Annotated in this window: 18 protein-coding genes; 15 read left to right on the top strand and 3 right to left on the bottom strand. The window is 52.6% G+C overall.

Features of this window, described 5'->3' with window-relative positions:
- Window positions 1–73: 73 nt before the first annotated feature.
- Entirely contained in the window at window positions 74–1,075 is a 1,002-nt protein-coding gene (locus OXH16_03870) for a Gfo/Idh/MocA family oxidoreductase (protein MCY3680507.1), read from the bottom strand.
- A gap of 169 nt (window positions 1,076–1,244) precedes the next feature.
- Between OXH16_03870 and OXH16_03865 the strand changes: the two genes are divergently transcribed.
- The 13 genes from OXH16_03865 (at window position 1,245) to OXH16_03805 (ending at window position 15,953) form a co-directional block, all read left to right on the top strand.
- The gene (locus tag OXH16_03865) at window positions 1,245–2,390 is read left to right on the top strand and encodes an amidohydrolase family protein (GenBank protein ID MCY3680506.1); all 1,146 of its coding nucleotides are present in this window, start codon (window positions 1,245–1,247) and stop codon (window positions 2,388–2,390) included.
- Window positions 2,391–2,768 (top strand): Rieske (2Fe-2S) protein, encoded by a 378-nt coding sequence (locus tag OXH16_03860; GenBank protein ID MCY3680505.1) that lies wholly within the window; start codon window positions 2,391–2,393, stop codon window positions 2,766–2,768.
- Between the two features lie 7 nt (window positions 2,769–2,775).
- Entirely contained in the window at window positions 2,776–4,770 is a 1,995-nt protein-coding gene (locus OXH16_03855) for a hypothetical protein (protein ID MCY3680504.1), read from the top strand.
- 21 nt (window positions 4,771–4,791) lie between these two features.
- Window positions 4,792–5,925, top strand: a complete 1,134-nt coding sequence (locus OXH16_03850; GenBank protein MCY3680503.1) for a phytanoyl-CoA dioxygenase family protein — start codon at window positions 4,792–4,794, stop codon at window positions 5,923–5,925.
- A gap of 8 nt (window positions 5,926–5,933) precedes the next feature.
- On the top strand, window positions 5,934–7,382 hold the full coding sequence (locus tag OXH16_03845; protein ID MCY3680502.1) for a hypothetical protein: 1,449 nt from the start codon (window positions 5,934–5,936) through the stop codon (window positions 7,380–7,382).
- A gap of 72 nt (window positions 7,383–7,454) precedes the next feature.
- Window positions 7,455–8,330, top strand: a complete 876-nt coding sequence (locus OXH16_03840) for a phytanoyl-CoA dioxygenase family protein (protein ID MCY3680501.1) — start codon at window positions 7,455–7,457, stop codon at window positions 8,328–8,330.
- A gap of 10 nt (window positions 8,331–8,340) precedes the next feature.
- Window positions 8,341–9,591 carry an aconitase X catalytic domain-containing protein gene (locus tag OXH16_03835; GenBank protein MCY3680500.1) on the top strand — a complete coding sequence of 417 codons (1,251 nt, stop codon included), beginning with the start codon at window positions 8,341–8,343 and terminating at the stop codon, window positions 9,589–9,591.
- The gene (locus OXH16_03830) at window positions 9,584–10,000 is read left to right on the top strand and encodes a DUF126 domain-containing protein (GenBank protein MCY3680499.1); all 417 of its coding nucleotides are present in this window, start codon (window positions 9,584–9,586) and stop codon (window positions 9,998–10,000) included. The genes OXH16_03835 and OXH16_03830 overlap by 8 nt, the downstream gene beginning before the upstream one ends.
- A 14-nt stretch (window positions 10,001–10,014) precedes the next feature.
- Window positions 10,015–10,761, top strand: coding sequence for a hypothetical protein (locus tag OXH16_03825; GenBank protein ID MCY3680498.1), 747 nt, complete (start codon window positions 10,015–10,017; stop codon window positions 10,759–10,761).
- Window positions 10,754–11,503 (top strand): amidohydrolase family protein, encoded by a 750-nt coding sequence (locus tag OXH16_03820; protein ID MCY3680497.1) that lies wholly within the window; start codon window positions 10,754–10,756, stop codon window positions 11,501–11,503. Before OXH16_03825 ends, OXH16_03820 begins: the two co-directional genes overlap by 8 nt.
- Before the next feature lie 13 nt (window positions 11,504–11,516).
- Window positions 11,517–12,839: an aspartate aminotransferase family protein gene (locus OXH16_03815; protein ID MCY3680496.1), complete on the top strand. Its 1,323-nt coding sequence runs from the start codon at window positions 11,517–11,519 to the stop codon at window positions 12,837–12,839.
- Window positions 12,840–12,880: 41 nt separating this feature from the next.
- Window positions 12,881–15,151: a hypothetical protein gene (locus tag OXH16_03810; GenBank protein ID MCY3680495.1), complete on the top strand. Its 2,271-nt coding sequence runs from the start codon at window positions 12,881–12,883 to the stop codon at window positions 15,149–15,151.
- A gap of 364 nt (window positions 15,152–15,515) precedes the next feature.
- Complete coding sequence (locus tag OXH16_03805) at window positions 15,516–15,953, top strand: sigma-70 family RNA polymerase sigma factor (GenBank protein MCY3680494.1); 438 nt, start codon at window positions 15,516–15,518, stop codon at window positions 15,951–15,953.
- Between the two features lie 53 nt (window positions 15,954–16,006).
- Here OXH16_03805 and OXH16_03800 read toward each other — a convergent pair whose 3' ends face one another.
- Both OXH16_03800 and OXH16_03795 read right to left on the bottom strand, forming a co-directional pair.
- The gene (locus OXH16_03800) at window positions 16,007–17,608 is read right to left on the bottom strand and encodes a family 10 glycosylhydrolase (protein MCY3680493.1); all 1,602 of its coding nucleotides are present in this window, start codon (window positions 17,606–17,608) and stop codon (window positions 16,007–16,009) included.
- A 21-nt stretch (window positions 17,609–17,629) separates the two neighbouring features.
- On the bottom strand, window positions 17,630–18,970 hold the full coding sequence (locus OXH16_03795; protein MCY3680492.1) for an aminotransferase class III-fold pyridoxal phosphate-dependent enzyme: 1,341 nt from the start codon (window positions 18,968–18,970) through the stop codon (window positions 17,630–17,632).
- A 333-nt stretch (window positions 18,971–19,303) separates the two neighbouring features.
- Here OXH16_03795 and OXH16_03790 point away from each other — a divergent pair, with 333 nt between their 5' ends.
- On the top strand, window positions 19,304–20,155 hold the full coding sequence (locus OXH16_03790) for an RNA polymerase sigma factor RpoD/SigA (GenBank protein ID MCY3680491.1): 852 nt from the start codon (window positions 19,304–19,306) through the stop codon (window positions 20,153–20,155).
- Between the two features lie 164 nt (window positions 20,156–20,319).
- Window positions 20,320–21,093 (top strand): ABC transporter permease, encoded by a 774-nt coding sequence (locus tag OXH16_03785; protein MCY3680490.1) that lies wholly within the window; start codon window positions 20,320–20,322, stop codon window positions 21,091–21,093.

Below are 21,093 nucleotides of genomic sequence, written 5' to 3'. Positions count from 1 at the left end.
ACGAATAGACGAATGGCAACACTGATTCTGGGAGGATGGGCGGGGTTCGTAGATTCGTAGATTCGCTGATTCGTCAAAGCTCGACTGTGATGGCTTTTCCCTCGCGGGAAGAGAAATACGCGCCTTCGCTTACCGCTACTTGTGCGAGTCCGTCTCGCAAGCTCGCTCCGGGCGATACATCCGTTCGCCCTTCTTTCACGCATTGCGCGAAGTGCGTCCACATGTCGGTCGGCGGCTGTCCCGAGCCCGTCCATTCGCCTCTTTTTAAATCAATCGGCGTTTTGTCTTCGTTAAATCCGAGGTGTGTCACGTATCGGATCCGATTGCGTTCTGTCGCCGAGATATTTCCCCGCAAGCCCGCCATCTGATAGATGTTCTGCATCTGGATGCCCGCCATGCTGCCCGTCATGCACACGATTTGCCCGTTTTCGCACCGGGTTGTGATGTTGACAAATTCTACGGCGTCTTTGTCGGGTTTGAACAGGCCGCAACGCTCGTGTCCCATGACTTCTACGGGCAAAGAGCCGGTCCACCACAAAGCCAGGTCCATGGTGTGTGAGAGCGCGTCAAGGATGCCGCTGTAGTGTTCGGGAAAGAAATACTGCGGGTTAAAAAATCCGCGCTGAAGTGTTACATTGGTTTGTATCAGGTCGATCTGTGAGGCAAGGGCTTTCATTTCCTGGGCAAAAGCCGTGAAGCGAGATTGATAGCCCACCATTGCTACGACGTTATTTTTTTCTGCAAGTTCACAAATTTCTACGCCCGATTCAATGCTGTCGCAGTATGGCTTTTCGACCAGAAATGGTTTGCCTGCCGCGGCGGCATCGCGCATGACGCCTGCGTGGTGTCGCGTGTGCGTTGCTATTGCCAGGGCGTCGATGTCGTCCCGTGCGATGACTTCCCGATGGTCGAGTTCGTATTTTACGTTGAAATTTTCAGCCGCGTTTTTGGCGCGTTCTTCATCCAGGTCGCACACGAGTGCGAGTTCGGCTTCATCGCATCCCAATAGCTCGCGTGCATGCGACGGCCCGCGCTGTCCTGTGCCAATGACCGCTACGCGAATTTTGTTTGACATAATACGCTCCTTTCATCCGTGAACATGATTTCGGGGTAAGAAATAACCACCAATCTCTCAATACGTCAACAAAAATAGCCTGTTCTGTCTTGACAAGTGCTCAGATGTGTCAGTACTTTTAGTTTTAACAGGTATTAAAACACCTATTAAAGTAGATATGGAGGATTAAATGAGCGATATAGGTGGAAAAATAGGTGCTGCACCCATTACGGCACCGGGCTGGACTGGAAAGTCCAGAGAAGGTGTTGCAATTGTCGATTGCGATGTACATCAAAATTTTCGCCGTCCGGAAGATTTGTTGCCGCATCTTTCCAAGTTCTATCAGGAGCATCTCTACGATCAGGGTTTGCATCTGCCCGGCGGTGGATATCCCAATATGCCTTTCCGCGCCAATCGACCGGATTTGAAAGATCCGGATCTCAAAGAGCGGGATTTCAATTTTTCCGTTGAGTTTTTGCAGAAGGAGCATCTCGACCGCTGGCATATCGATTACGCGCTTTTGACGGGTCCACCGCCTTTTTACGGGTATTCGGGTTTGCCGGATCCGGATTGGGCGGCTGCGCTGTGTCGCGCGTTCAACGATTGGACGATTGAGCACTGGCTCAGTCGCGATGACCGTCTCGTCAATGCGATTCTCGTTTCGCCTACCGATCCGTCTCAGGCGGTCGATGAAATCAACAGGCTGGCGCATCGCGAAGATACGGTTGCGGTGATGGTGCCGATGGGTACGATGATGCCTTTTGGCAATCGCTTGTACCATCCGATATGGGAGGTGTGTGAGAATCACGGGTTGCCGGTGGTTTCTCATGTGGGCGGCGGTGGGGGAGCGACGCGGACTGTTCCGACTCCGGTGGGTTTTCCCACGTATTATATGGAGTCCCGGATGAGCCGACCGTATATGGCGAGTTCCCACGCGGCGTCGTTGATCTGCGAGGGTGTTTTTGAGAAGTTTCCAAATTTGAAGTTTGCGCTTATTGAAGCACAGCAGTTTTGGGCTGTTCCGCTGATGTGGCACATGGATTCGGATTGGAAGGCGTTGCGCGATCAGACGCCGTGGCTCAAGCGTTTGCCGAGCGAGTATTTTCGCGACCATATTCGGGTTGGTTCACAGCCCCTGCACGAGCCTGAGCGACCCGAGCAGATACACCAGATGCTGGATATGTTACACGCGGATGAGACCCTTATTTATTGTTCGGATTTTCCCCATTTTGACTGGAATGATCCCGTGACGACATTTCCCAGGTTGGCAGCGGATTTGCACCAGCGCATTTTTGCCGATAATGCCCTGGAGATGCTGCGTATGGAGGTTGTGTAAATGGCGCGTATTGTAGTTGCCAGGGTTTCGGAGATCCCGCCCGGTCAGCGCAAAATTGTGGTGCCATTTCGCGGGCGCGCCGGGATTGGCATTTTTAATGTGGGGGGGACGTTTTACGCGGTTCGCAATATTTGTCCGCATAAGAATGGTCCGCTTTGCACAGGGACACTCGGCGGTCGGGTGACGACCCTGGCGCCGCCTTCGGCGGGAGAAGGCGAGATTTCCATTGATGGCGATGGCGAGATTCTGCACTGTCCGTGGCATCAGTGGTCTTTTGAGATTTCAACGGGACGCTGTCTGGTGGATCCGGAGGTGTATGTCAAGACCTATGCGGTAGAGATTGACGGCGATGATGTGGTCGTCACTTATGATGACTAAGGTCGTTATGGCACGCGCTCAACCTTTAGAGGATGTATCCGAACAAAAACGGCCGGTTATTACCGTGCGGGCGGTTGTATTGGGCGTGGCTACGGGGGTTTTGCTCAATACTTATACGAATTACACGGGCATGGTGCTCGTCAATAGTGCGCTGGTCAAGTCGCAACTCCCGATGTCTGTGTTGCTGCCTTTTGTGGGATGGATTGGCGTCAATCTCGTTCTCAGATTTTTTTGGCCCCGCATTGCGCTTTCCAGTTCTGAACTCGTTTTGATTTACAGTATGTCGTGGATCGTGGGGACAATTCCCGTTGCGGGATGGGCCACGTACTGGGGCGGTATTGTCAGTTCTCCTACTTATTATGCTTCGCCGGAAAACCGATGGGAGGAGTTTCTCTTCGATGTTATGCCCTGGTGGGTATTGCCCCAGGTGTCGGAGGGGTCCATAACGACCTTTTACGAGGGCTTGCCGCCGGGCGAGAGCATTCCGTGGGGCAGTTGGGTAGGCACACTTTGCTGGTGGTTCAGTTTGTCTATCGCGCTTGTGGTGGCCGCGCTTTGTGTTTCGGTTATTTTTCAGAGGCAGTGGGAAGATGCCGAAAAGTTGACGTTTCCTCTGGTGACTTTTCCCGTCGCGCTGACCGAGGGTTTTGACGATAGAGAGCGCATTCCCGCGATGTTTAAAGACGGTATCTTTTGGGCGGGTGTTCTGGTTGTGCTGCTGGTTTATGTCTATAATATCATCACGTATTTTGCGCCTAATTTGCCCCATATGGGGATTTACGATTCGGTGCGTATCGCGAATAAGGATGTTATTATTGCAGAACATTTCCCGCCTTTGAGGCTGCGTATTATGCCGCCCGTTATCGGGCTGACCTATTTGTGCAATCTCGATATTCTTCTTTCTTTTTGGGCATTTCGACTTTTTGCGATTTTGAAAGAGGGATTTATCAATCGCGTTGGATATACGGTGGGCTATACGGGTCAGCAGGCAGATGCGTATGAGATTCTGCTTTTGGAATCCCACGGGGCTTTTGTTTTTCTCGCGCTGTGGTCGGTGTGGATTGCTCGGGGGCATTTGCGCAGGGTGTTTCAGGCGGCGATGGAAGGCTGTCGGTCTCCCAAGGATGATGGTCTTATTCCCTACCGGTTCGCGCTTGTGGGGTTGGGACTTTCTACGGTTTTTGTCGTGGGGTTTGTCACGTATATGGGGCTTTCGTTGCCCCTTGCGATTCTTCAGGTGGTGCTTCTCTATATTGCCTATTTTACTATTGCGAAATACACGGCGGCGAGTGGGTTCTCCTATTTGTTTCCAGTGGCGGTCCGGGGTGGGCGAATTATTGAGAGTCTGATTGGCTATTCGACGTTTACGCGCAAGGAGGTCGTTGGTCTGGGTCTCGTCAATTCCAATATGTTTTTTGGGAATTACCGCATTCCGGTCTGGCCCTCGCTGCCCCACCATCTCAAGCTTTTTTCGTCCGAAGTGAGACGGAAGCGGGTTGTTTGGACGATTTTTCTGGCTTTTTCGACGTGTTTTTTCGCGTCTATGCTCTATACGATTTATCTGGGTTATGACAATGCGGCGCAGAATTTGGGGTTGGGTGGATTTCAAGGTGGTAATCGGAATCTCTATAATCGCATGGTTTCAATTATTGTGCAGGCCGATAAGACTGTGTTCGATCCGGCTAAGGCGACTGTGTGGGTTCTGGGCGTGGTTTTTGCCGGTTTGCTCACGCTTTTGCGAAATCGCGTGCCCTGGTGGCCACTGCATCCGATGGGACTGGCTTTTCAGATTAGTCTGGGGTCGAGGACTTATGCTTTCAGTATGTTTCTGACGTGGTCGGCCAAGCATATGATTCTGCGGTTTGGCGGTATCCCGCTTTACAATCGCGTGCGTCCGTTTTTCTTTGGTCTCGTTGTTGGATATGTGACGGGGTGCGCGCTTTCTTCGCTTGTGGATTATATCTGGTTTCCGTCAACGCCGCACTGGACGCATGGATGGTAGAAGTGTGAAAAGGAGAATAAAATGGAGATTAAATCAGAAGATACTATGGATGCTTATATCCGCGCGGGCGAGGAGATGGCATTCTCACTGGGGAATCGCGGTGCTATCAAGTTTAATGCGGACGGTACGCTGTATGAGGATATTGTAGAGGCGTATTGGCGCGTGGGTTTTTATGTGTTTGAAGGTGCGCTGGGCGATGAGGAGCTCGAAGATTTGCAGGCGGATCTGGCGCATGCGTTTGCGCGGGCGCCGCATACTAAAGATGCGCTGGTCGATTCAATGGGCCGCAAAGCACTTGGATCGGATTTGGCGCGACAGCCTTTTCGTTTTGTCAAACCGCTGAGCGATCCCGTGGGGGGTACATCGAGCAATAATGGGCGGCATCCGGCCAGGATGTCGGAGCCAGAGCCTCCGGCTGATGCGCCGGATTATGTGATTTCCAATATCGCTGCGCCATTGCAAATTATGGATTCTTGTTTGCGGCTTTATGGTCATCCCCAACTACTGTCTGTTGCAGAGCAGATCAATGGACCGGATTTCACGCCGTTTACGGAGTCTGTTATTGTCAAGCAGCCGGGGCTGGGTGCATCGGTGGCCTGGCATCAGGATGGCACCACGCAGTGGGATAGGTCCGATTGGGATGAGGGGACGCACGGGTTTAATTTTATGGCTCAGCTTTTTGGTAGTACAGCGGCCAATGGGGTTTGGGTTATTCCCGGGTCGCACAAGCAGGGCAAGCTGGATATTAAAGCGATGATTGCGGCAAACGGTGGTTCTGATCGTTTGCCGGGGGCGGTTCCCATGGTGTGTGAGCCCGGCGATGTGGTTATGTCCAATCGTCAGGCTCTGCACGCTTCGTTTGCCAATACGTCGCCGGATAAGCGGATGACGATCAATTTTGGCTTTCACCGTCGGTCTTCTGTGCTGAATGCGCGGGTGAGGCGTGGGGATGAACAGGTGATTTACGACGAGGCGCGTATCTACGAGCGTTCTCGTTTGATCGCGCTGGGGATTGATGCGCGGCAGCAGCGATTTCCGGATGAATCCCGCTATGTTTATCAGCCTTTGATCGGGGAGGAGGATGCCAATCGCTGGAATGAGAAGACGCGGGAGAGTATTTTGAAAAATTACAATCAGAGAGATCTGGGGCTTTGAGTTAAGGTATGGAAACGATTTCGAGAAATCTCCTGGCGGGTGTTGCAAAGGTAGTGATAACTGATCCGGAGGCGGGACCGGCGAATGATCCACTTTATGTTAAAGCTCTGGTTCTGAGGTCTGGTGATGAGATAGCTGTTATTGTGACTGTAGATGCGGTAGCGATAGCTGAGATCGGTTCTATCAGAAATGATTTTCTCGCCAATGTGCGTTCGCAATTGAATAGGGAGTTAAATCTCGATCCTGCGCGTATTCTGATTAATGCCAGCCATTGTCACGGTAAGGTCTGTGCAGATGTGGAAGCGCGAACGGTGCGGGCGGTCGTGGAAGCGTGGCAAAATATGGTCCCCGTACGTATCGGTGCAGGCACCGGCTACGAGGATAGGATTATGGAGAACCGCAGGCTCAGGTTGAAGAATGGAAGGGAAGCCGATGTCCGCCATGCATACTCGCTTCCGCCCGATGAGGAGGTCGCTTCGGTTGGGCCAGTTGATCCGGAGATTGGCATTCTTCGGTTGGATAGGGAGAATGGAGAGACGCTGGCGGTTATTTTCAATTTTGCGTGTCATCCGATTCTGGAGGTGCCGAGTAGAGAGAATACGGCGGATATTTCCGGGTTTGCGTCAAGGGTGATTGAGGATAATTTGAGCGAGGATACGATTGCTCTGTTTTTGCAAGGATGCGGGGGGGATGTCAATCCGATTTTGTACAAGGATGTCAATAATCCTCGGGATGCCGAAATTTTGGGAAATATGCTGGGTCTTAGTACGTTGCAGGGGTTGAAAAAGATTCGTAGTAGTGAGGGTGGGGAGTTGAAGGTTATCCGGGAGACTATTGAATTGCCGAGGGCCGATCTCGCGGGGCGTATCGAATCTCTACAGGCGGAACAGGTACAATTGCTTCAGGCTTTGAAGGGGACGAGTCTCAATTTGAAGACGTTTATTCCTCTGTATGTGAAATACAATCTTTCCCGCGATTTTCCATCTTATTATTCTCATCGTTATTTACATGAGGAGATGATGGGGAGAGATGGTTTGAAGAAGCTGGATGCCGAAAATAGAGCGAATATGGACCGGTATATTGAGAATATTTACGCGATGGAGCAATTGACGAGGATCCAGATTAATCTAAATTTGCTTAAAAAACATCAGGCGCGGAATGTAGATTCTGAAGAGAGTACAATTGAAGTTGAGATGATGGGTTTGAGGGTTGGAGATTTTGTTCTGGTGACGTTTCCGGGTGAGTTGTCGGTGGAGATCGGTCTCAATATTAAGAAAAGGTCCCCGCATAAGTTCACTTTTGTCGCGGGTGTTACAAATGGCTATATCTATTATACGCCAACGGCAGAGCAACTCGAAAATCGGGGTGGTGCGCAAGAAGATAGCGATTGTATGCTGGCGCCTGAGTGGCAGATGATTTTTGAGGATGAGGTGGGGAAAATATTGGCGGTTTTGTGAAGGGGTGAGCCGGATGATCCGGCTATCGGTGAGATGCGCGATGAGAGGGTAAAAATTTATTGGAGGTTTCCCATGGAATATGGACTGAGTGTGGAACAGGTGGCGCAGTTCCACGATGATGGTTTTTTGATCGTCCGCGATCAGCTTCCCAAAGAAGCGTACCAACCGTTTGTCGATGAAGTTGTTGCTAAAATTGATGAGGTGGTGGACGCGGCGGTGGATGAGGGGCTGCTCGATCCGGGGGATACGTTTCCCGAGGCGTCTTTTGAGACCCGATTGGCTCTGGTGTCGAATGCCTGTTCGGAGCCAGAGCGGATCTGGAAGAATTTTCAGGGGAAGAGGTTTAAGACGCCCGGGATGTTTGCGCTCAGGACGCATCCCGCTATACTGGATGCGACTGAATCTCTGATCGGTCCTGAAATTTTTGCCCATCCGCAGTCTAATCTACGCGCTAAATTGCCGGATCTGGAGGCGACCGTGGTGCCTTGGCATCAGGATCTGGCTTATCTCATACCGGAGGATGCGGGAGAGACGCTGTTTGTCAATTTCTGGATCCCACTGGTTAAGGCGACGGCTGAAAATGGGTGTTTGCAGGTGCTTCGCGGCTCCCATCAGGTCGGTCTTTTGCCGCATGATTATCGGACGCCCCACTTTAAAGGGGTCTTCGAAAGCGATCTACCAGATTCTGAGGTCGTGACCTGCGAGGTGGATGTGGGCGATGTATTGTTGACGATGGAGCGCGTTTTGCATCGATCAACCCCGCATACGACAAATTCGGTCAGATGGAGTCTGGATGTTCGCTATAGCCGCATTGGGCTTCCGACTGGCCGTGAGAATGTGCCGGGTTTTATTGCTCGTAGTCAGGTCAATCCGGAGAGCGTGGCGCGGTCCCATCACGACTGGATCAGGAATTACGAGATGGCGGGTATCGATCCGGTTGGTAATTGAGGAGGGTTTTATGGAGCTGACAGAAGAACAGCAGGCGGTTCTGGATGGGTTGCGAGGAGACTATCTGGCTAAGTGCATGCGCTGGCTGGTTGATTGGGGCAAGGTGATGGGGGCAAAACGGCTGGTTAAGGTGGATAATACACACGCTTTGCTGCCGGTGCCCAATTTGATGGCTCAGGGGGCGTCCAAAGAGACGATGGACCGATATATGGCCGATCTCGTGGAGGCGTGTTCTCATGGGACGCATCCCGGATGTACCTGTACGGTGCATGCGGCGTTTGTGACTCTGGATGATGTGGATGTGCCCGAAAATGATCCCGAACAGGTACAGATGCAGAAGGATCTGGCGGTTCTGGCTTCGGATGCGGGGTTTATTCCCACTTTTACCTGTGCTCCGTATCTGGTGGGCAATGTGCCGCTTAAGGGGGAGGTTCTGGCGTGGACGGAGTCGTCTGCGGTGGTTTATGCGAATTCTATTCTGGGTGCGCGGACTACGCGGCACGGTACGGAGAGCGCGATAGCCGCCTCGCTTCTGGGGCTGGTTCCGGAGTTTGGCGTGTTGCTGGATGAGAACCGCAAGGGTACGCTTCGGATAGAGGTGACGGCGGAGTTGGAGGATCCACCGGATTGGGGTGCGCTGGGCTATTTTGCAGGGAAGGCAGCGGGGCTGGGTATTCCGGTGTTTAGTGGCGTGCGTCGGCCCTCTCAGGACGAGGCCAAGCAACTGTGTGCGGCGCTGGCGACTTCGGGCGGGGTGACGATGTGTCATATCGCGGGTGTTACGCCAGAGGCACCCACGATAGATGCGGCTTTTCAGGGGGATGTTCCAGAGGATTATTTGACGTTTGATGCGGAGACGTTGAGGGAGACTTATGAGTCTTTGCGGGTGCGCACGGGAGATGAAATCGATTCGGTAATTCTGGGCTGCCCGCATGCGTCTATTAATGAATTGTCGAAGATTGCCGCTCTTTTGAAGGGGAAAAAGGTGGCGGAAGGCGTGCGCTTGTGGATCGATACGGCGCGGGGTACCAAGGGGAATGCGGATAGGATGGGCTATACGGAGATTATCGAGGCGGCTGGCGGGCGCATTCTTTGCGATACCTGTCCGACCAATATGCGGATTCCGGCGAAACGCATTGTGACCCACGGTTTTAAGCAGGCGCACTACGCACGGGGGATGGTGGGGGCGGAAGTGATTATTGCCAAGACGGAGGCTTGCGTACGCGCGGCTGTTGCCGGGAGGTGGCTCGGAGATGGCTGATACAATTGATATCAGGGGACACGGCGTGGTTAAGGGATACGCGGAGGGCGAGGCGCTGGTGGCCGATACGACGTTGTCGTTTTGGGGCGAGGTGGATGCAGTTACCGGAAAGGTGATCGGCGTGGGGCATCCTCTGGAGGGGATTTCTCTGGGGGGGCGCGTGCTGGTTATCCGCTCGACCAAAGGTTCTTCGGGCACGCCTATGGTTTTGAATCTGGCACAGTTGGAGGGCAACGCGCCTGCGGCTTTTGTCAATGTGGAGGTGGATGGATTGGCCGCTCTTGGATGTATTGTCAATGAGATTCCGATGATGACGGAGTTGGAACAGGATCCGTTTGAGCTGATCGCTACGGGCGACTACGTGGTGGTGGATGCCGATGAGGGCGTGTTGCGGGTGACGCGAAAGTGAGGAGATGGCCCGACATGTCTTTGTCTTTTAGATCTCGCGTTCCCGTATTTGACGCCAATGTCGGGGTCGGTCATCGCCACGACCGGCGATCTCCTGTCGATTCACCCGATCAGTTGCTCGAAGAGATGTCGCGCCACGGGGTTGATCGCGCGCTTGTCTATTCCGTTCAAGGCGAATGGATTAGTCCGATGCAGGGGAATGATTCGCTCGCCGGGGTGACGGGGCAAAATGACGCGCTGGTTCCCCAGTTCGTCGCCGGGTGCGATTCCGGTTCGCTGAGGCAGTTGTGCGATTTCCACCGGGACGGTGTCGTTTCGAGCGTTCGGCTGCACAATACCGAGGAGTGCAGGTTGCCATTTGTTTCGTGGCTCTATGGTGATTTGCTCGCATGGCTGAGTGCCGAGGGTATTCCTCTCTGGGTCTCGCTGGCGGATACGCCTCCGGCTGAGATTGTCGATACGCTGGGTGGGTATCCGGATCTGACTGTTGTGCTGGTCGGCGCGCATTATACGCATTCGATGATGATCCGTCCGATGATGCGGGTGTTGCCCAATGCGTTTCTCGAACTCAGCCGTTATGAGAATATCTGCGGGATCGAGAAGCTCGTTCGGGAGTTTGGTGCAGGACGGCTACTGTACGGGTCGTTTTTTCCGCGATATGCGATGGGTCCGATGCTGTTCGCGCTCCATCATTTGGAGATATCAGAAGATGATCTCAGGTTGATTTGTGCGGCGAATCTGGAGCGGGTTCTCTATGATTGACGGTTGGGAAGTTATCGATTTTCACGGGCACGTCGGCCGATGGGATATTTTTGAGATGGGCGATGATGCCGACGAGATTCTCCACGCGATGGATGCCGTGGGCATTGATCGCTGTTGTATGTTCAATATCTTTCATCCGGATGGCGCGACGGGTAATGATCAGACTGCGGCTTTTGTGGGGCGCTATCCAGAGAGGTTTATCGGCTTTGCCTATGTTTCTCCTCTGATGCCCGAATTTATGGTGCCGGAGTTGGAACGGGCGATTGACGCGCTCGGATTTTTGGCGATTAAGATCTATCCGCCCTATTCCCGCTGGCTGTTGAACGATCCGGTGTGGGATCCGGTCTATCAATTTGCGGATGATCGCGGTCTGGCGATTATTTCGCATACGGGTGGGGAAGAGACGTGTTGGCCCGTTTATGTCGAGGATATTGCCGGGCGCTATCCGAATGCGAATTTTGTGATCGCGCATGCGGGCAATTCCGAGCCGTACAGAAGTCAGGCGATCCGGGCGGCACAGCGGTTTTCGAATGTTTATGTCGAGACGTGTTCTACTTTCCGCGAGCCTGGTGTGATCGAAAGGCTGGTGGCAGAAGCGGGTGCCGATCGCGTAATTTTCGGTTCGGATGTTCCGCTTATGGATCCGCGAACGCAACTGGGGAAGATTATTACCGCGAAGATTGGCGATTGCGAGAAGCGCCTGGTGCTTGGTGAAAATGCGAGACGTTTATTGAAATTGTGATGGAGATTGTGCTATGTCGCAAGAGACTATTGAAGTTAGATATCGCGAGTTGACGCCGATGTCCCGTCAGATGTTTGAGGATGGTCGATCAGTGAATGCCGGCGCTGCCAAGGGCGCCTATTTTTTTTCGCCGTACCCGATCGCGCTGCGGCGGGGAAAGGGATGTGTGCTCGAGGATGTTGACGGTAGGTCTTATGTCGATTTCTCGAATCACCACACTGCGCAGGTTCTGGGGCATAACCATCCTGTGATCGTAGAGGCGGTGGAGAGACAGCTGGTCGATGGTATCGCGCTTGGCGCTGCGACGGGTGTCGAGACCCGGTTGGCGCGGATGATGTGCGAGCGCATATCTTCGGTTGATCGCATCCGGTTTGTCAGTTCCGGGACCGAAGCTACATTGCACGCCGTCCGGCTGGCGAGGTGTTTCAGCGGCAGGCCGAAGATCGCGAAGTTTGAAGGCGGTTACCACGGGAGTCACGATGCTGTGGAGATCAGTACTGCTCCGCCACTGGAATCCGCGGGTGAAGTGTCTGCGCCCAATGCGGTTCCCAGTGCGGGGGGTATGGCGTTACACGCGCTGGAAGATATGATTGTTTTGCCTTATAACGATGAGGAGAGTGTTGAGCGGCTTTTGTCGCGCCACCGGGATGAACTGGCGTGTGTGATTCTCGATCCAAAGGCGGGTATTATCCCGATCCGGCCCGATTTTATCCAGCGGGTGCGTGCGATTACTGAGGAACTCGGCATTTTGCTGATTCTCGACGAGATTGTCGGTTTTCGTCAGGCGAAGGGTGGCTTGCAGAGTCATGTGGGGGTCAGGCCCGATTTGACGTGTTTTGGCAAGATGATCGGCGGCGGGTTTCCCGTCGGGGCTTTTGGCGGGCGAGCGGATGTTATGGATCTGGTGGATAATTCCAGTGGGTCTTCACCTGTTTTTCAGAGTGGTACCCATAGCAGTCACGCGGTGGCGATGGCTGCGGGGATCGCGACGCTCGAATCTATGACGGACGAGGCTTACGCGCATCTGAATCGTCTGGGGAATCGTCTGAAGACTGGTCTGGAAGATTTGTTTGCCGAACGGGGCGTTGTGGCGCAGGTCGTTGTGACGGGGTCGGTGTTCGGTATCCACTTTGGTATTGACCGGTTGCGCGATTATCGCGATTTGACCCGGTCGGACAAGGCGATGGCACACGCCGTGTTCCTGTCTCTGCTCAATCAGGGCTATTTCTGCGGGCAGGGATTGACTATGTGTGCGATCAGTTTGCCGACGCAGGATGAGCACGTCGATGGCCTGATTCTGGCTGTCGGAAATGCCCTTGACGAGGTTGCTTCATAGGGCGGGTTATACGAGGTCAGGCTCCGTATAAGGAATTTAATATGCTCTTACGCGTGCGTATAATACAAACGCTTACAATTGTGCTCATCGCGTTGTTGGTCCAACTGTTGTCTGCAGCATCTTCGCCCGACTTTGACGAGAGTGGTGTGGTCGATTTTCCCGACTTTTTGCTGTTTGTAGGTGCGTTTGGGGCCCGGGAAGGCCAAAAGATGTATGAGGCAAGATACGATCTAAATGGCGATGGTGCGATTGGATTTGACGATTTTCTGGTTTTTGTCAGTAGCTTTGGCAAAAGAACCACCGGGTCCGTCAGTGATTTTCAAGGCGAGTCGCTCTTTGGGGTTTCCACGCTTGCGAAAACAGGCGAGTCCATTGGCGTCATTCTTCTCAAAGGGAATCTTGCAGCCGTTCACCATTACGTTTTGGAACCCACACAAAAAGACCACCAACAAAAAGCAGCCACTTTCGCTATTGATGAAAAAACAGGAGAAGTGCGATTGAAAATCGAACCTGCGGAGTGGGAAAACGAGACTTACCTTCTACAGGTAGATTTGCTATCGCAAACGAGGAATAAAATAGGCTCAACAACTGTGTCAATTTACAAAAAGCAGACCGTTACGGTTTCTCCCACCACCGAGGGTATCGCCAGCGTCATAGAGGATGTATCGGGTCCTGCGACCATCGCTTTTTCAGATGGTACTTACACAGATTTAGGGCGCGTTGCATTTTCAAAAACAGGGGTCAGCCGGTACGACACCTTTGAAATGCGATCGATTAATCCCGGTGAGGTCACGATTACGGGGAACACTGTTTTTGATATCTCAGGGGATCACAATGTGTTTCATGGGTTTATCTTTCGCGATATCAGTTCAAATACTAAAATAGGCAGAACCCAGTTTAAAACGCCGCTTACCATTAGAGGAGATCACAATCGCTTCACAGAGTGTGTTTTTTACCCCCGCCGCACCCAGGAGACAGGTATTAGAGCCGTCCTTATCAGCACTTCCCTCAGAGCCAATGACAAAGTAGCCCGGTTTCTTCGAATTGATCATTGTGCTTTCATTGGCAAGGCTTATCTGCAACTCGATAACACCCATGTCGGCTCCGGTGATGGCGACGGAGGGTTAGAACAGAGGCAAGGCACAAACAACCCCATCAGCGTGCGGGTTGACCACAGCTTTTTTCAAAATATCGAGAATAGCTTTTTGAGACTCGGCCGCGTTGGTAATCGGGATTCTGAGAGCATCTTTGATGCAAATCTGATCGCGGGCAATCGCGAAGGCGATGCAGAACACTTTGTGGGCAAAATGGGCGGTTTTCTCTGGCTCAATAACACGATGGAAGACTGTCACAAATACCTCAGTTTGCGAATGGGAGGCTATGCTTACATTGTTCACAGTTATTTTTTACAACGAGCGGCAATGGCCATCATCGGTTGGGATAGGAACCACATCATAGTCGGCAACTATTTTCGCGTCAACGGAAGAAACACACCTGAAGGCAATAAACCGTACATCGCTGTACTTCGAATGGGTGAAGGCATAGCAGGTCCCCAAGGCGGGCACAATGCCCCTCCCCAAGGCGGACACAAAGCCACAACCGATTGGTGTGTTGCTTACAACACGTTTGATGCACCAGCCGATGTGCCTTTTGTAAACTTTATGGGGAAATATTCTCGAAGGGCCTGGGCTGCCGAACAACTCAGCGAGGCGCAAAAGAAATTTCAAGAAGGCACTTATACCCATGCCACACCCCCGGAAGTGCGATACAAGTTTACACTCCCCATTAACAACGGCTTCATAGGCAATCTCTTTTACCATCGCGAAGCTGCCACCTCCAAACCCCAAAAAACTTTTTCACTCGTTCACTATGGCGTCTGGGAACAAAACGCGTTTACCTCCAATCTCATCTCAAGTCCCGTGACCGAAATTTATGAACACGATACCTCCAACGGCGACGAAGAAAATTCAAGACAAATAACCCAAAACTTAGGTGGGCTCACCTTCACTCAACAGGCCATCAGTCGAGACCACAACGGCTTACTCGTTACGCCTATTGCGATACCTCCGGGCTTTCGCGTTCCAAACTACGACATGCTGCCCATTGATCTCTATGGGGTTATCCACAAGCAAAAAGATAAAATTATCGATAAAGGACATTCTCTTTACAAGCTTATGGACCTCAGGGATCTGGGAGATAAGTTAGACCTGAATCGTCCTCTAACCACAAGGGATGTAGGTCCGGGCTGGGATTGGCAGCCGCTTTACAGGGCATTACATGGGGCAAATCCCTACCAGGACAACTATAGGTAAATCTCCTTTGATTATATTTTTTTTCGAATTTTTACTATAGGACTTTGAAAAGTGCCTTATATTTTGTGTATAGGTGAAGACCTTTATGGTTTATTGCCCTGGTGGGAGGTGGCCGCTAATAACGGTCGCCGCCCTGAAAAGGGACCCGCCAGGGCTCTTTTTCTTCCTAAAGCCTTGACACCAAAGAGTATCTGAGATATATTGAGATTGATAAAATAAAGGCCAAAGATTACGCCTTTGGTCAGCCCAGCCGCTAATAACGGTTGGATGGGCCTTTTCCACTTTTCTAATGGAAAGGGGCTGTTCAACCGTGTTTTTTTTGGCCCGGCACCCCCTCTCCGCTGCAGTGACAGGAGGTGTCGGTTTGAGCAAGTCCTACAACAAATCCCAAACCAGGCTTTCCCGCAGAACGAAGTTCAATCCTGATTTCTGGGAAGTTCGGGTTGACCAGAACATCCTTGAACAATTCTCTCTTGAACAGAATCCGCACTACGAGACAGAGGAGGATGTCCAGGCACGATTTCGTCAGCGTGAGTGGACATCCCGATTAATACCGCTAGTTCTCAAGCTGATGGATGAGGTTCTTACCCCCAGACAAAGGGAAATCGTACACCTTTACTTTTTCAGGAAAATGACCGAACACGAAATTTCCCAACAACTCGGCATCTCAGTTCCCAGCGTGAGCCAACATCTGTTTGGTAAGTCGCGCGGTGGAAAGACGGTCGGAGGCGCGATTCCCAAACTGCGCAAGAAACTGGCCCAGATGCATATTGGAGAATTTGAAATTCCTGATAGCCAGTAGATTCTGCAAGTACACTTTGAAAAGCCCTTAGATGGGTGTAGAGCTTTGGGTCTTCAACGCGGTTCGACGAATATCTCTACTTCGTCGATTACAATTGTGGGGGATGTGGCTTTGGGATCGCTTCTGGTGAGCGTGATGGACAGGTAGTTGTCGCCGCGTTCGAGGAGCGGGTCTGAGAGGATAAACCAGCGCGTGGAAAAGGTGGGTTTTTCCGCGAGTGTGCGAAATTCGATCCGCCCGCCCTGCGCGGTACAGGGTATGTTTCTGCCGTCTTTTTCCCGTGTCGAATCTACGGTTGTGACGCGATCAGAGGATGCGGTGCGTCCGATGGCTTCGTCGGGGATGGTATGGCCGTTGAGGCGTACGTCGATTTCATCGTCCGCGGTCAGGCCAAATCCCCGAAAGAGGAGGGTCGCGCAATGCGCGTGTTGCAGATTTTCATAGAGTTGAAAGCGAAATTCACCCGTGGGGTGCTGTTCGCCGCGCGGTAGTCGAAGTTGTTGTGCGTTGATTACGCCTGTGCTGCGTCTGCCATTGGCTCCAAAACCGCTGAATCCGTCCCAGGTGGGATCGAAGATGTAGTGCCGTTCGCCGCGCGCGACGCGTTCGGGGTCGCGGAGTTGGTGGAAGACCTGCATGCCCTGGGGGTAAAAAGGCGGCTGCCACACGGAGGGCACAAAATGGTTGTAGATCGATATGCCATTTGCACCGGCGCCGTACATGGTGTGCGCGAGTGCGCGGCAGGTGGCGTGGCTTAAGGGGATGCGTCCGAGGCGGTAGCGCGCGCGGTAGCTGTTCCACGGTAGCAGGCCGGGATAGAGCAGGCACGCTGTTTCCCGCGTTAGTGCCGCCCATTCTGAGTAGGGCAAATTGTGGTCGGCATACATCGTGTCTTGCGGGCTGATGTAGTTGAGCAATCCATTCTGAATCCAATTGCAAATGTCTATGCCCTGACTCTCGCATTCTGCCGGCGTTGCGTATATGCGCGCACCAAATATGAGTTTTTTGCCAGTTTCTTTGCCGCGTTCATTCAGTCGCGTGCGGATATTTTGTATGAAATCTGTCAGGAGGTGTGCGCGTTCGACAGCATGGTGCGGGGGGAAGTAGGCGGTGTCTCGAAAACACAGTTCCACACCGTCGATATCAAATCTGCAGGCGACTTCTTCTACGACGCCATAGGTGAATTCTCGAACTTCGCGATGTGTGAAGTCGAGTGCTTCTGGTTCCTGGTAGTTCTGCCCGGGACGCGGGTCGTGCAACCGCAGATGTGGATTGGATTCAATATATTCGGCAATGCCGACGCCCTGTTTGCGGTTGTGCGCGGCATGGCCGTCGTTCATGCGGAAGCCAGCGATAAATTGCATGCCGCGTCGGTGCGATTGGTCGATGAGGATGTCCAGGGGCTGTGTGCCCGCTTCGATTAACGGTCTGAACCGCTGGTGCTGAGGCCGCTGGTCGTATTCGTAGTGTTCGGATTGCCAGTAGGCCGTCCATCCTTGAGAGAATATCTCTTGATTGAATATGTCTATTCCGCTGTCCGCGAGTATATCCACCCATTTGCGCAGGTCTGCTTCTCTTACTGGATCGGGCAATACCGTGCGTGCGATCGTGGATGGGTCGCTTACATAGAGGATCCGATGGGCTATTTCTGTCATGTTTCCTCTCCCTGCCGAGAATTACTTACTCAGCTGTGCCGAGACCTCCTCAATGGTTTCACGTATTACATCGACAACGTGCTGTACTTCCGATTCGGTGATTGTGAAAGGGGGACTGATGGCGATATGGTCGCCTTCGACACCGTCAACCAGGCCGGGGGCTCCGGGCATGACCAGTACCCCTTTTTCGAAGGCCATATCTACGATTCTTGAGGTTACTCCTTTTGAGAGGTCAAAGGGGGCACGCGTGGATTTGTCGGCCACAAATTCGATGCCGATCAGCAAGCCTTTCCCGCGTATGCCTCCGACGATTGGCAGGTTCTGCAGGGGCAGGAGTTTTTCCAGCATCAGGTCGCCCATCTGGGCGCAGTTCGATACCAGATCATGCGTCTGGATATAGTTTTGTACGGCCAGAGCCGTGGCGCAGGAAAGGGCGTTTCCGCCATAGGTGTGCCCGTGTACAAAAGAGACGGATTCCCTGTAGATGGCGTTGTAGATCTTTTCGTGGACGACGGTTGCGGCTATGGGCGTATAGCCGCTGCTCAATCCTTTTCCTGTCGCCATAATATCGGGGACTACATCCCAGTGTTCGATGCCAAAGTTGCGGCCTGTTCTGCCAAAGCCGGTGACGACTTCATCGACGATCATCAGGATATTGTGCCGGTCACAGATCTCCCGAATGAGCGGGTAGTAGTCCTGAGGAGGGGTCACACCGGCGGCGGAGGTGCCGAGGATCGGTTCGGCGATAAAGGCGGATATCGATTCGCTCCCCTCCTGTTTGATGACCCGCTCCAGTTCTTCTGCGCAGTGGAGCTGGCACTCTGAGTGGTCCTTACAGTAGGCGCACCGGTAGGGATAGGGCGGTGAGATATGGGGGAAATTCAGCAGGTAGGGAATATAGTCCTTGCGCCAGGGTGACCGTCCGGACATGGAGAGGGCGCCAACCGTATTCCCGTGCCAGGCCTGCCACCGGGAGATGACCCTGTACTTTCCGGGATTGCCGGTTGCGAGATGGTACTTCCGGGCGATTTTCATGGCCGACTCTGTGGCTTCGGATCCTCCGGAAACAAAAAAGACCCGGTTCAGGTCTTCCGGCGCGAGGTCGGCGATTCTGTCTGATAGGTCGATCTGGGGCTGGGTGAGGAACCGGGCGTAGGTGAAACAGACCTTCTCCGCCTGTTCGGCTATGGCCTCTGCAATCTCTTTGACCCCGTGGCCGATACTGACTACATGCACGCCCGCACAGGCGTCGAGATAGCGCTTTCCTTCCGTATCGAACAGGTAAATGCCTTCTCCATGTGATATCTTCGGCCATTCTTTTTTCAAGGTTCTGTGGAAGATGTGATCTTTATGCCGGGGCATTGTCTTTCCTTTCTTTTATAAAATTGTCAGGTAGCGGGCAAGATAGCTTTTCGGCACCGGTCCCGCAAGCAATTCGGGATCTCTTTCCGCGCACGCACTATTTTGAAACCTTTAGATGTATGGCGTGTATCTAAGATGTAACAGGGGGTGGGGCGAGAAATATATTCGAGATTGTGAAACTTTGTAAATGTTATATGCGTTTAAGAAAGGCATATAACAATCCATTAGACAACGCATTTTTGGGAGGGGGTGACATCAAAAGTGGAGACGCTAGCTGTTGCACCAGAGTCCCGAGTCGAGTCGAGTAAAGAGGAACAAGTGGTAGGAGATACAATGGAATACACGCAACAAGAAACGCAGTACGCGCGCGAAGCATCTGTTCAGAGCTATCTCAGGGAACTGCGTAAGTACCCCCCATTGAGCCGGGAGGAGGAACAAAAAGTCCTTCGCAAGGCCAAACAGGGAAATCAAGCGGCGATTGACAAGGTTATTACGTCAAATTTGCGTTTTGTCGTCAGTGTTGCTCTGGAATATCAGGGGCGGGGCGTGCCCCTTGCCGATTTGATTGCCGAGGGCAATATGGGGTTGATGGAAGCCCTCAAGCGATTTGACGAAGAACGCGGGTTTAAGTTTATCAGCTATGCTGTGTGGTGGATTCGGCAGTGCATCCTCAATGCGCTCAAGCGCACGTCTAATGTGGTTATGCCTGCAAATCGCCAGGAGGATATGGACCGGCTGGCGCGTCGCTGGGGGCAGATGACTCAGGAACTGGGGCGCGTGCCCACGCTGGACGAGGTTGCCAGCGATATGAAAATCAGTAACAAGCGCGCAGAGCGGGCGTTGCGCTGTGTGCGCCCAGATCTGTCTCTTTCTATGCCCGTAGATACGGCGGGCGAACAGCCGCTCCAGAATATACTCGAGTCCGATGAAGAGGGCCCAGATCAACTCGTGATGTACCGGGATCAGTCCGAGTTTATATTGCGGTCTCTCAATGATTCTCTGGATCCCCGGGAGCGAGAGGTTATTCGCGCTTATTTTGGGCTCGACGGAGGTGAGCGCCGGACGCTGAGTGATATTGGCTGTTCTCTGGGTGTTACCCGAGAGCGCGTGCGCCAGATTCGCAACCGCGCGCTTGCCAAATTGCAGCGATATTTTCGGAGAGGAAAAGTGGAAGATCTGGTGTGATACCCTCTTTTTTTCGGAATAGTAAAGGCGGTTCTGGTTTTGCCAGGGCCGCCTTTACTGTGCGGGTTTTCACCAAAAGAGTTGATTTATTCAAAAATGGAGTGTAGATTCTACACGCTTTCTGGATACTTTTAACTCGCCTCACTATTGAGCTTTCCCTCGCTATGGGCCGATTATTTGCATTCCTCGGTGGGCAACTCGCCGCATTTTTTATTCAGGTTTTCCAGATGTTCTGCTATGGCGTCCAGTGCGTGACGGAAATGCGGCATCTCTACCTCTATCGACATCAGATTATCGGACAGTGTTATGCTGTTGGTGTTAGTTCTTTACCCCTGGTCTGCCTGATTTCGGCTTTTAGCGGGATGGCGATCGCTATTCAGACGGCTTATCAGATGGAAGAGTACGTGCCCGACTATATGGTAGGTGCACTTATGGTCCGGTCTGTGATACTCGTGCTGTCACCTATTTTGTTGGGTCTCGTGCTCGCGGGCAGGGTGGGTGCGGGTATTGCGTCTGAACTCGGCACTATGAAAGTCTCAGAGCAAGTGGATGCGCTCACGTCAATGGCTGTCGATCCAGTGGGGTATCTCATGTTGCCCCGAATGCTCGCTGGCGCGATTATGGTTCCAGTTCTCGTGATTTATTCTTTCTTGGTTGCGAATATCTGCGGGTTTGGTATGTCGATGATCAAGATGGCTATTACGCCTACAGAATTGGTCAAAGGTATGAAGCTCTATTTTGAGGTGTATGATGTTTTTGTCGGATTGGTCAAATCCGTTGTTTATGGTGGGTTGTTGACGTTTATGGGATCTTACATGGGGCTTTGCACCGCGGGCGGCGCGCAGGGCGTTGGACGGGCTGCTACGGCTGCAGTTGTGATATCTTCTGCGCTCGTTCTCATTCTCGATTATTTTTTAACACACGCGTTGTTGTATTGA

It is taken from the genome of Gemmatimonadota bacterium (assembly GCA_026705765.1).
Taxonomy (GTDB): Bacteria; Latescibacterota; UBA2968; order UBA2968; family UBA2968; genus VXRD01.
This window is presented reverse-complemented; position numbering and strand designations above follow the sequence as displayed.

What these genes read in the sequence shown, in the direction of transcription:
- OXH16_03865 (MCY3680506.1), top strand. Translation starts at nt 1,245, where the DNA reads ATGAGCGATATAGGTGGAAAAATAGGTGCTGCACCCATTACGGCACCG.
- OXH16_03790 (MCY3680491.1), top strand. Translation starts at nt 19,304, where the DNA reads ATGGAATACACGCAACAAGAAACGCAGTACGCGCGCGAAGCATCTGTT.
- OXH16_03810 (MCY3680495.1), top strand. Translation starts at nt 12,881, where the DNA reads ATGCTCTTACGCGTGCGTATAATACAAACGCTTACAATTGTGCTCATC.
- OXH16_03840 (MCY3680501.1), top strand. Translation starts at nt 7,455, where the DNA reads ATGGAATATGGACTGAGTGTGGAACAGGTGGCGCAGTTCCACGATGAT.
- OXH16_03785 (MCY3680490.1), top strand. Translation starts at nt 20,320, where the DNA reads ATGGGCCGATTATTTGCATTCCTCGGTGGGCAACTCGCCGCATTTTTT.
- OXH16_03800 (MCY3680493.1), bottom strand. Translation starts at nt 17,608, where the DNA reads ATGACAGAAATAGCCCATCGGATCCTCTATGTAAGCGACCCATCCACG.
- OXH16_03835 (MCY3680500.1), top strand. Translation starts at nt 8,341, where the DNA reads ATGGAGCTGACAGAAGAACAGCAGGCGGTTCTGGATGGGTTGCGAGGA.
- OXH16_03850 (MCY3680503.1), top strand. Translation starts at nt 4,792, where the DNA reads ATGGAGATTAAATCAGAAGATACTATGGATGCTTATATCCGCGCGGGC.
- OXH16_03820 (MCY3680497.1), top strand. Translation starts at nt 10,754, where the DNA reads ATGATTGACGGTTGGGAAGTTATCGATTTTCACGGGCACGTCGGCCGA.
- OXH16_03815 (MCY3680496.1), top strand. Translation starts at nt 11,517, where the DNA reads ATGTCGCAAGAGACTATTGAAGTTAGATATCGCGAGTTGACGCCGATG.
- OXH16_03860 (MCY3680505.1), top strand. Translation starts at nt 2,391, where the DNA reads ATGGCGCGTATTGTAGTTGCCAGGGTTTCGGAGATCCCGCCCGGTCAG.
- OXH16_03825 (MCY3680498.1), top strand. Translation starts at nt 10,015, where the DNA reads ATGTCTTTGTCTTTTAGATCTCGCGTTCCCGTATTTGACGCCAATGTC.
- OXH16_03855 (MCY3680504.1), top strand. Translation starts at nt 2,776, where the DNA reads ATGGCACGCGCTCAACCTTTAGAGGATGTATCCGAACAAAAACGGCCG.
- OXH16_03795 (MCY3680492.1), bottom strand. Translation starts at nt 18,970, where the DNA reads ATGCCCCGGCATAAAGATCACATCTTCCACAGAACCTTGAAAAAAGAA.
- OXH16_03870 (MCY3680507.1), bottom strand. Translation starts at nt 1,075, where the DNA reads ATGTCAAACAAAATTCGCGTAGCGGTCATTGGCACAGGACAGCGCGGG.
- OXH16_03830 (MCY3680499.1), top strand. Translation starts at nt 9,584, where the DNA reads ATGGCTGATACAATTGATATCAGGGGACACGGCGTGGTTAAGGGATAC.
- OXH16_03845 (MCY3680502.1), top strand. Translation starts at nt 5,934, where the DNA reads ATGGAAACGATTTCGAGAAATCTCCTGGCGGGTGTTGCAAAGGTAGTG.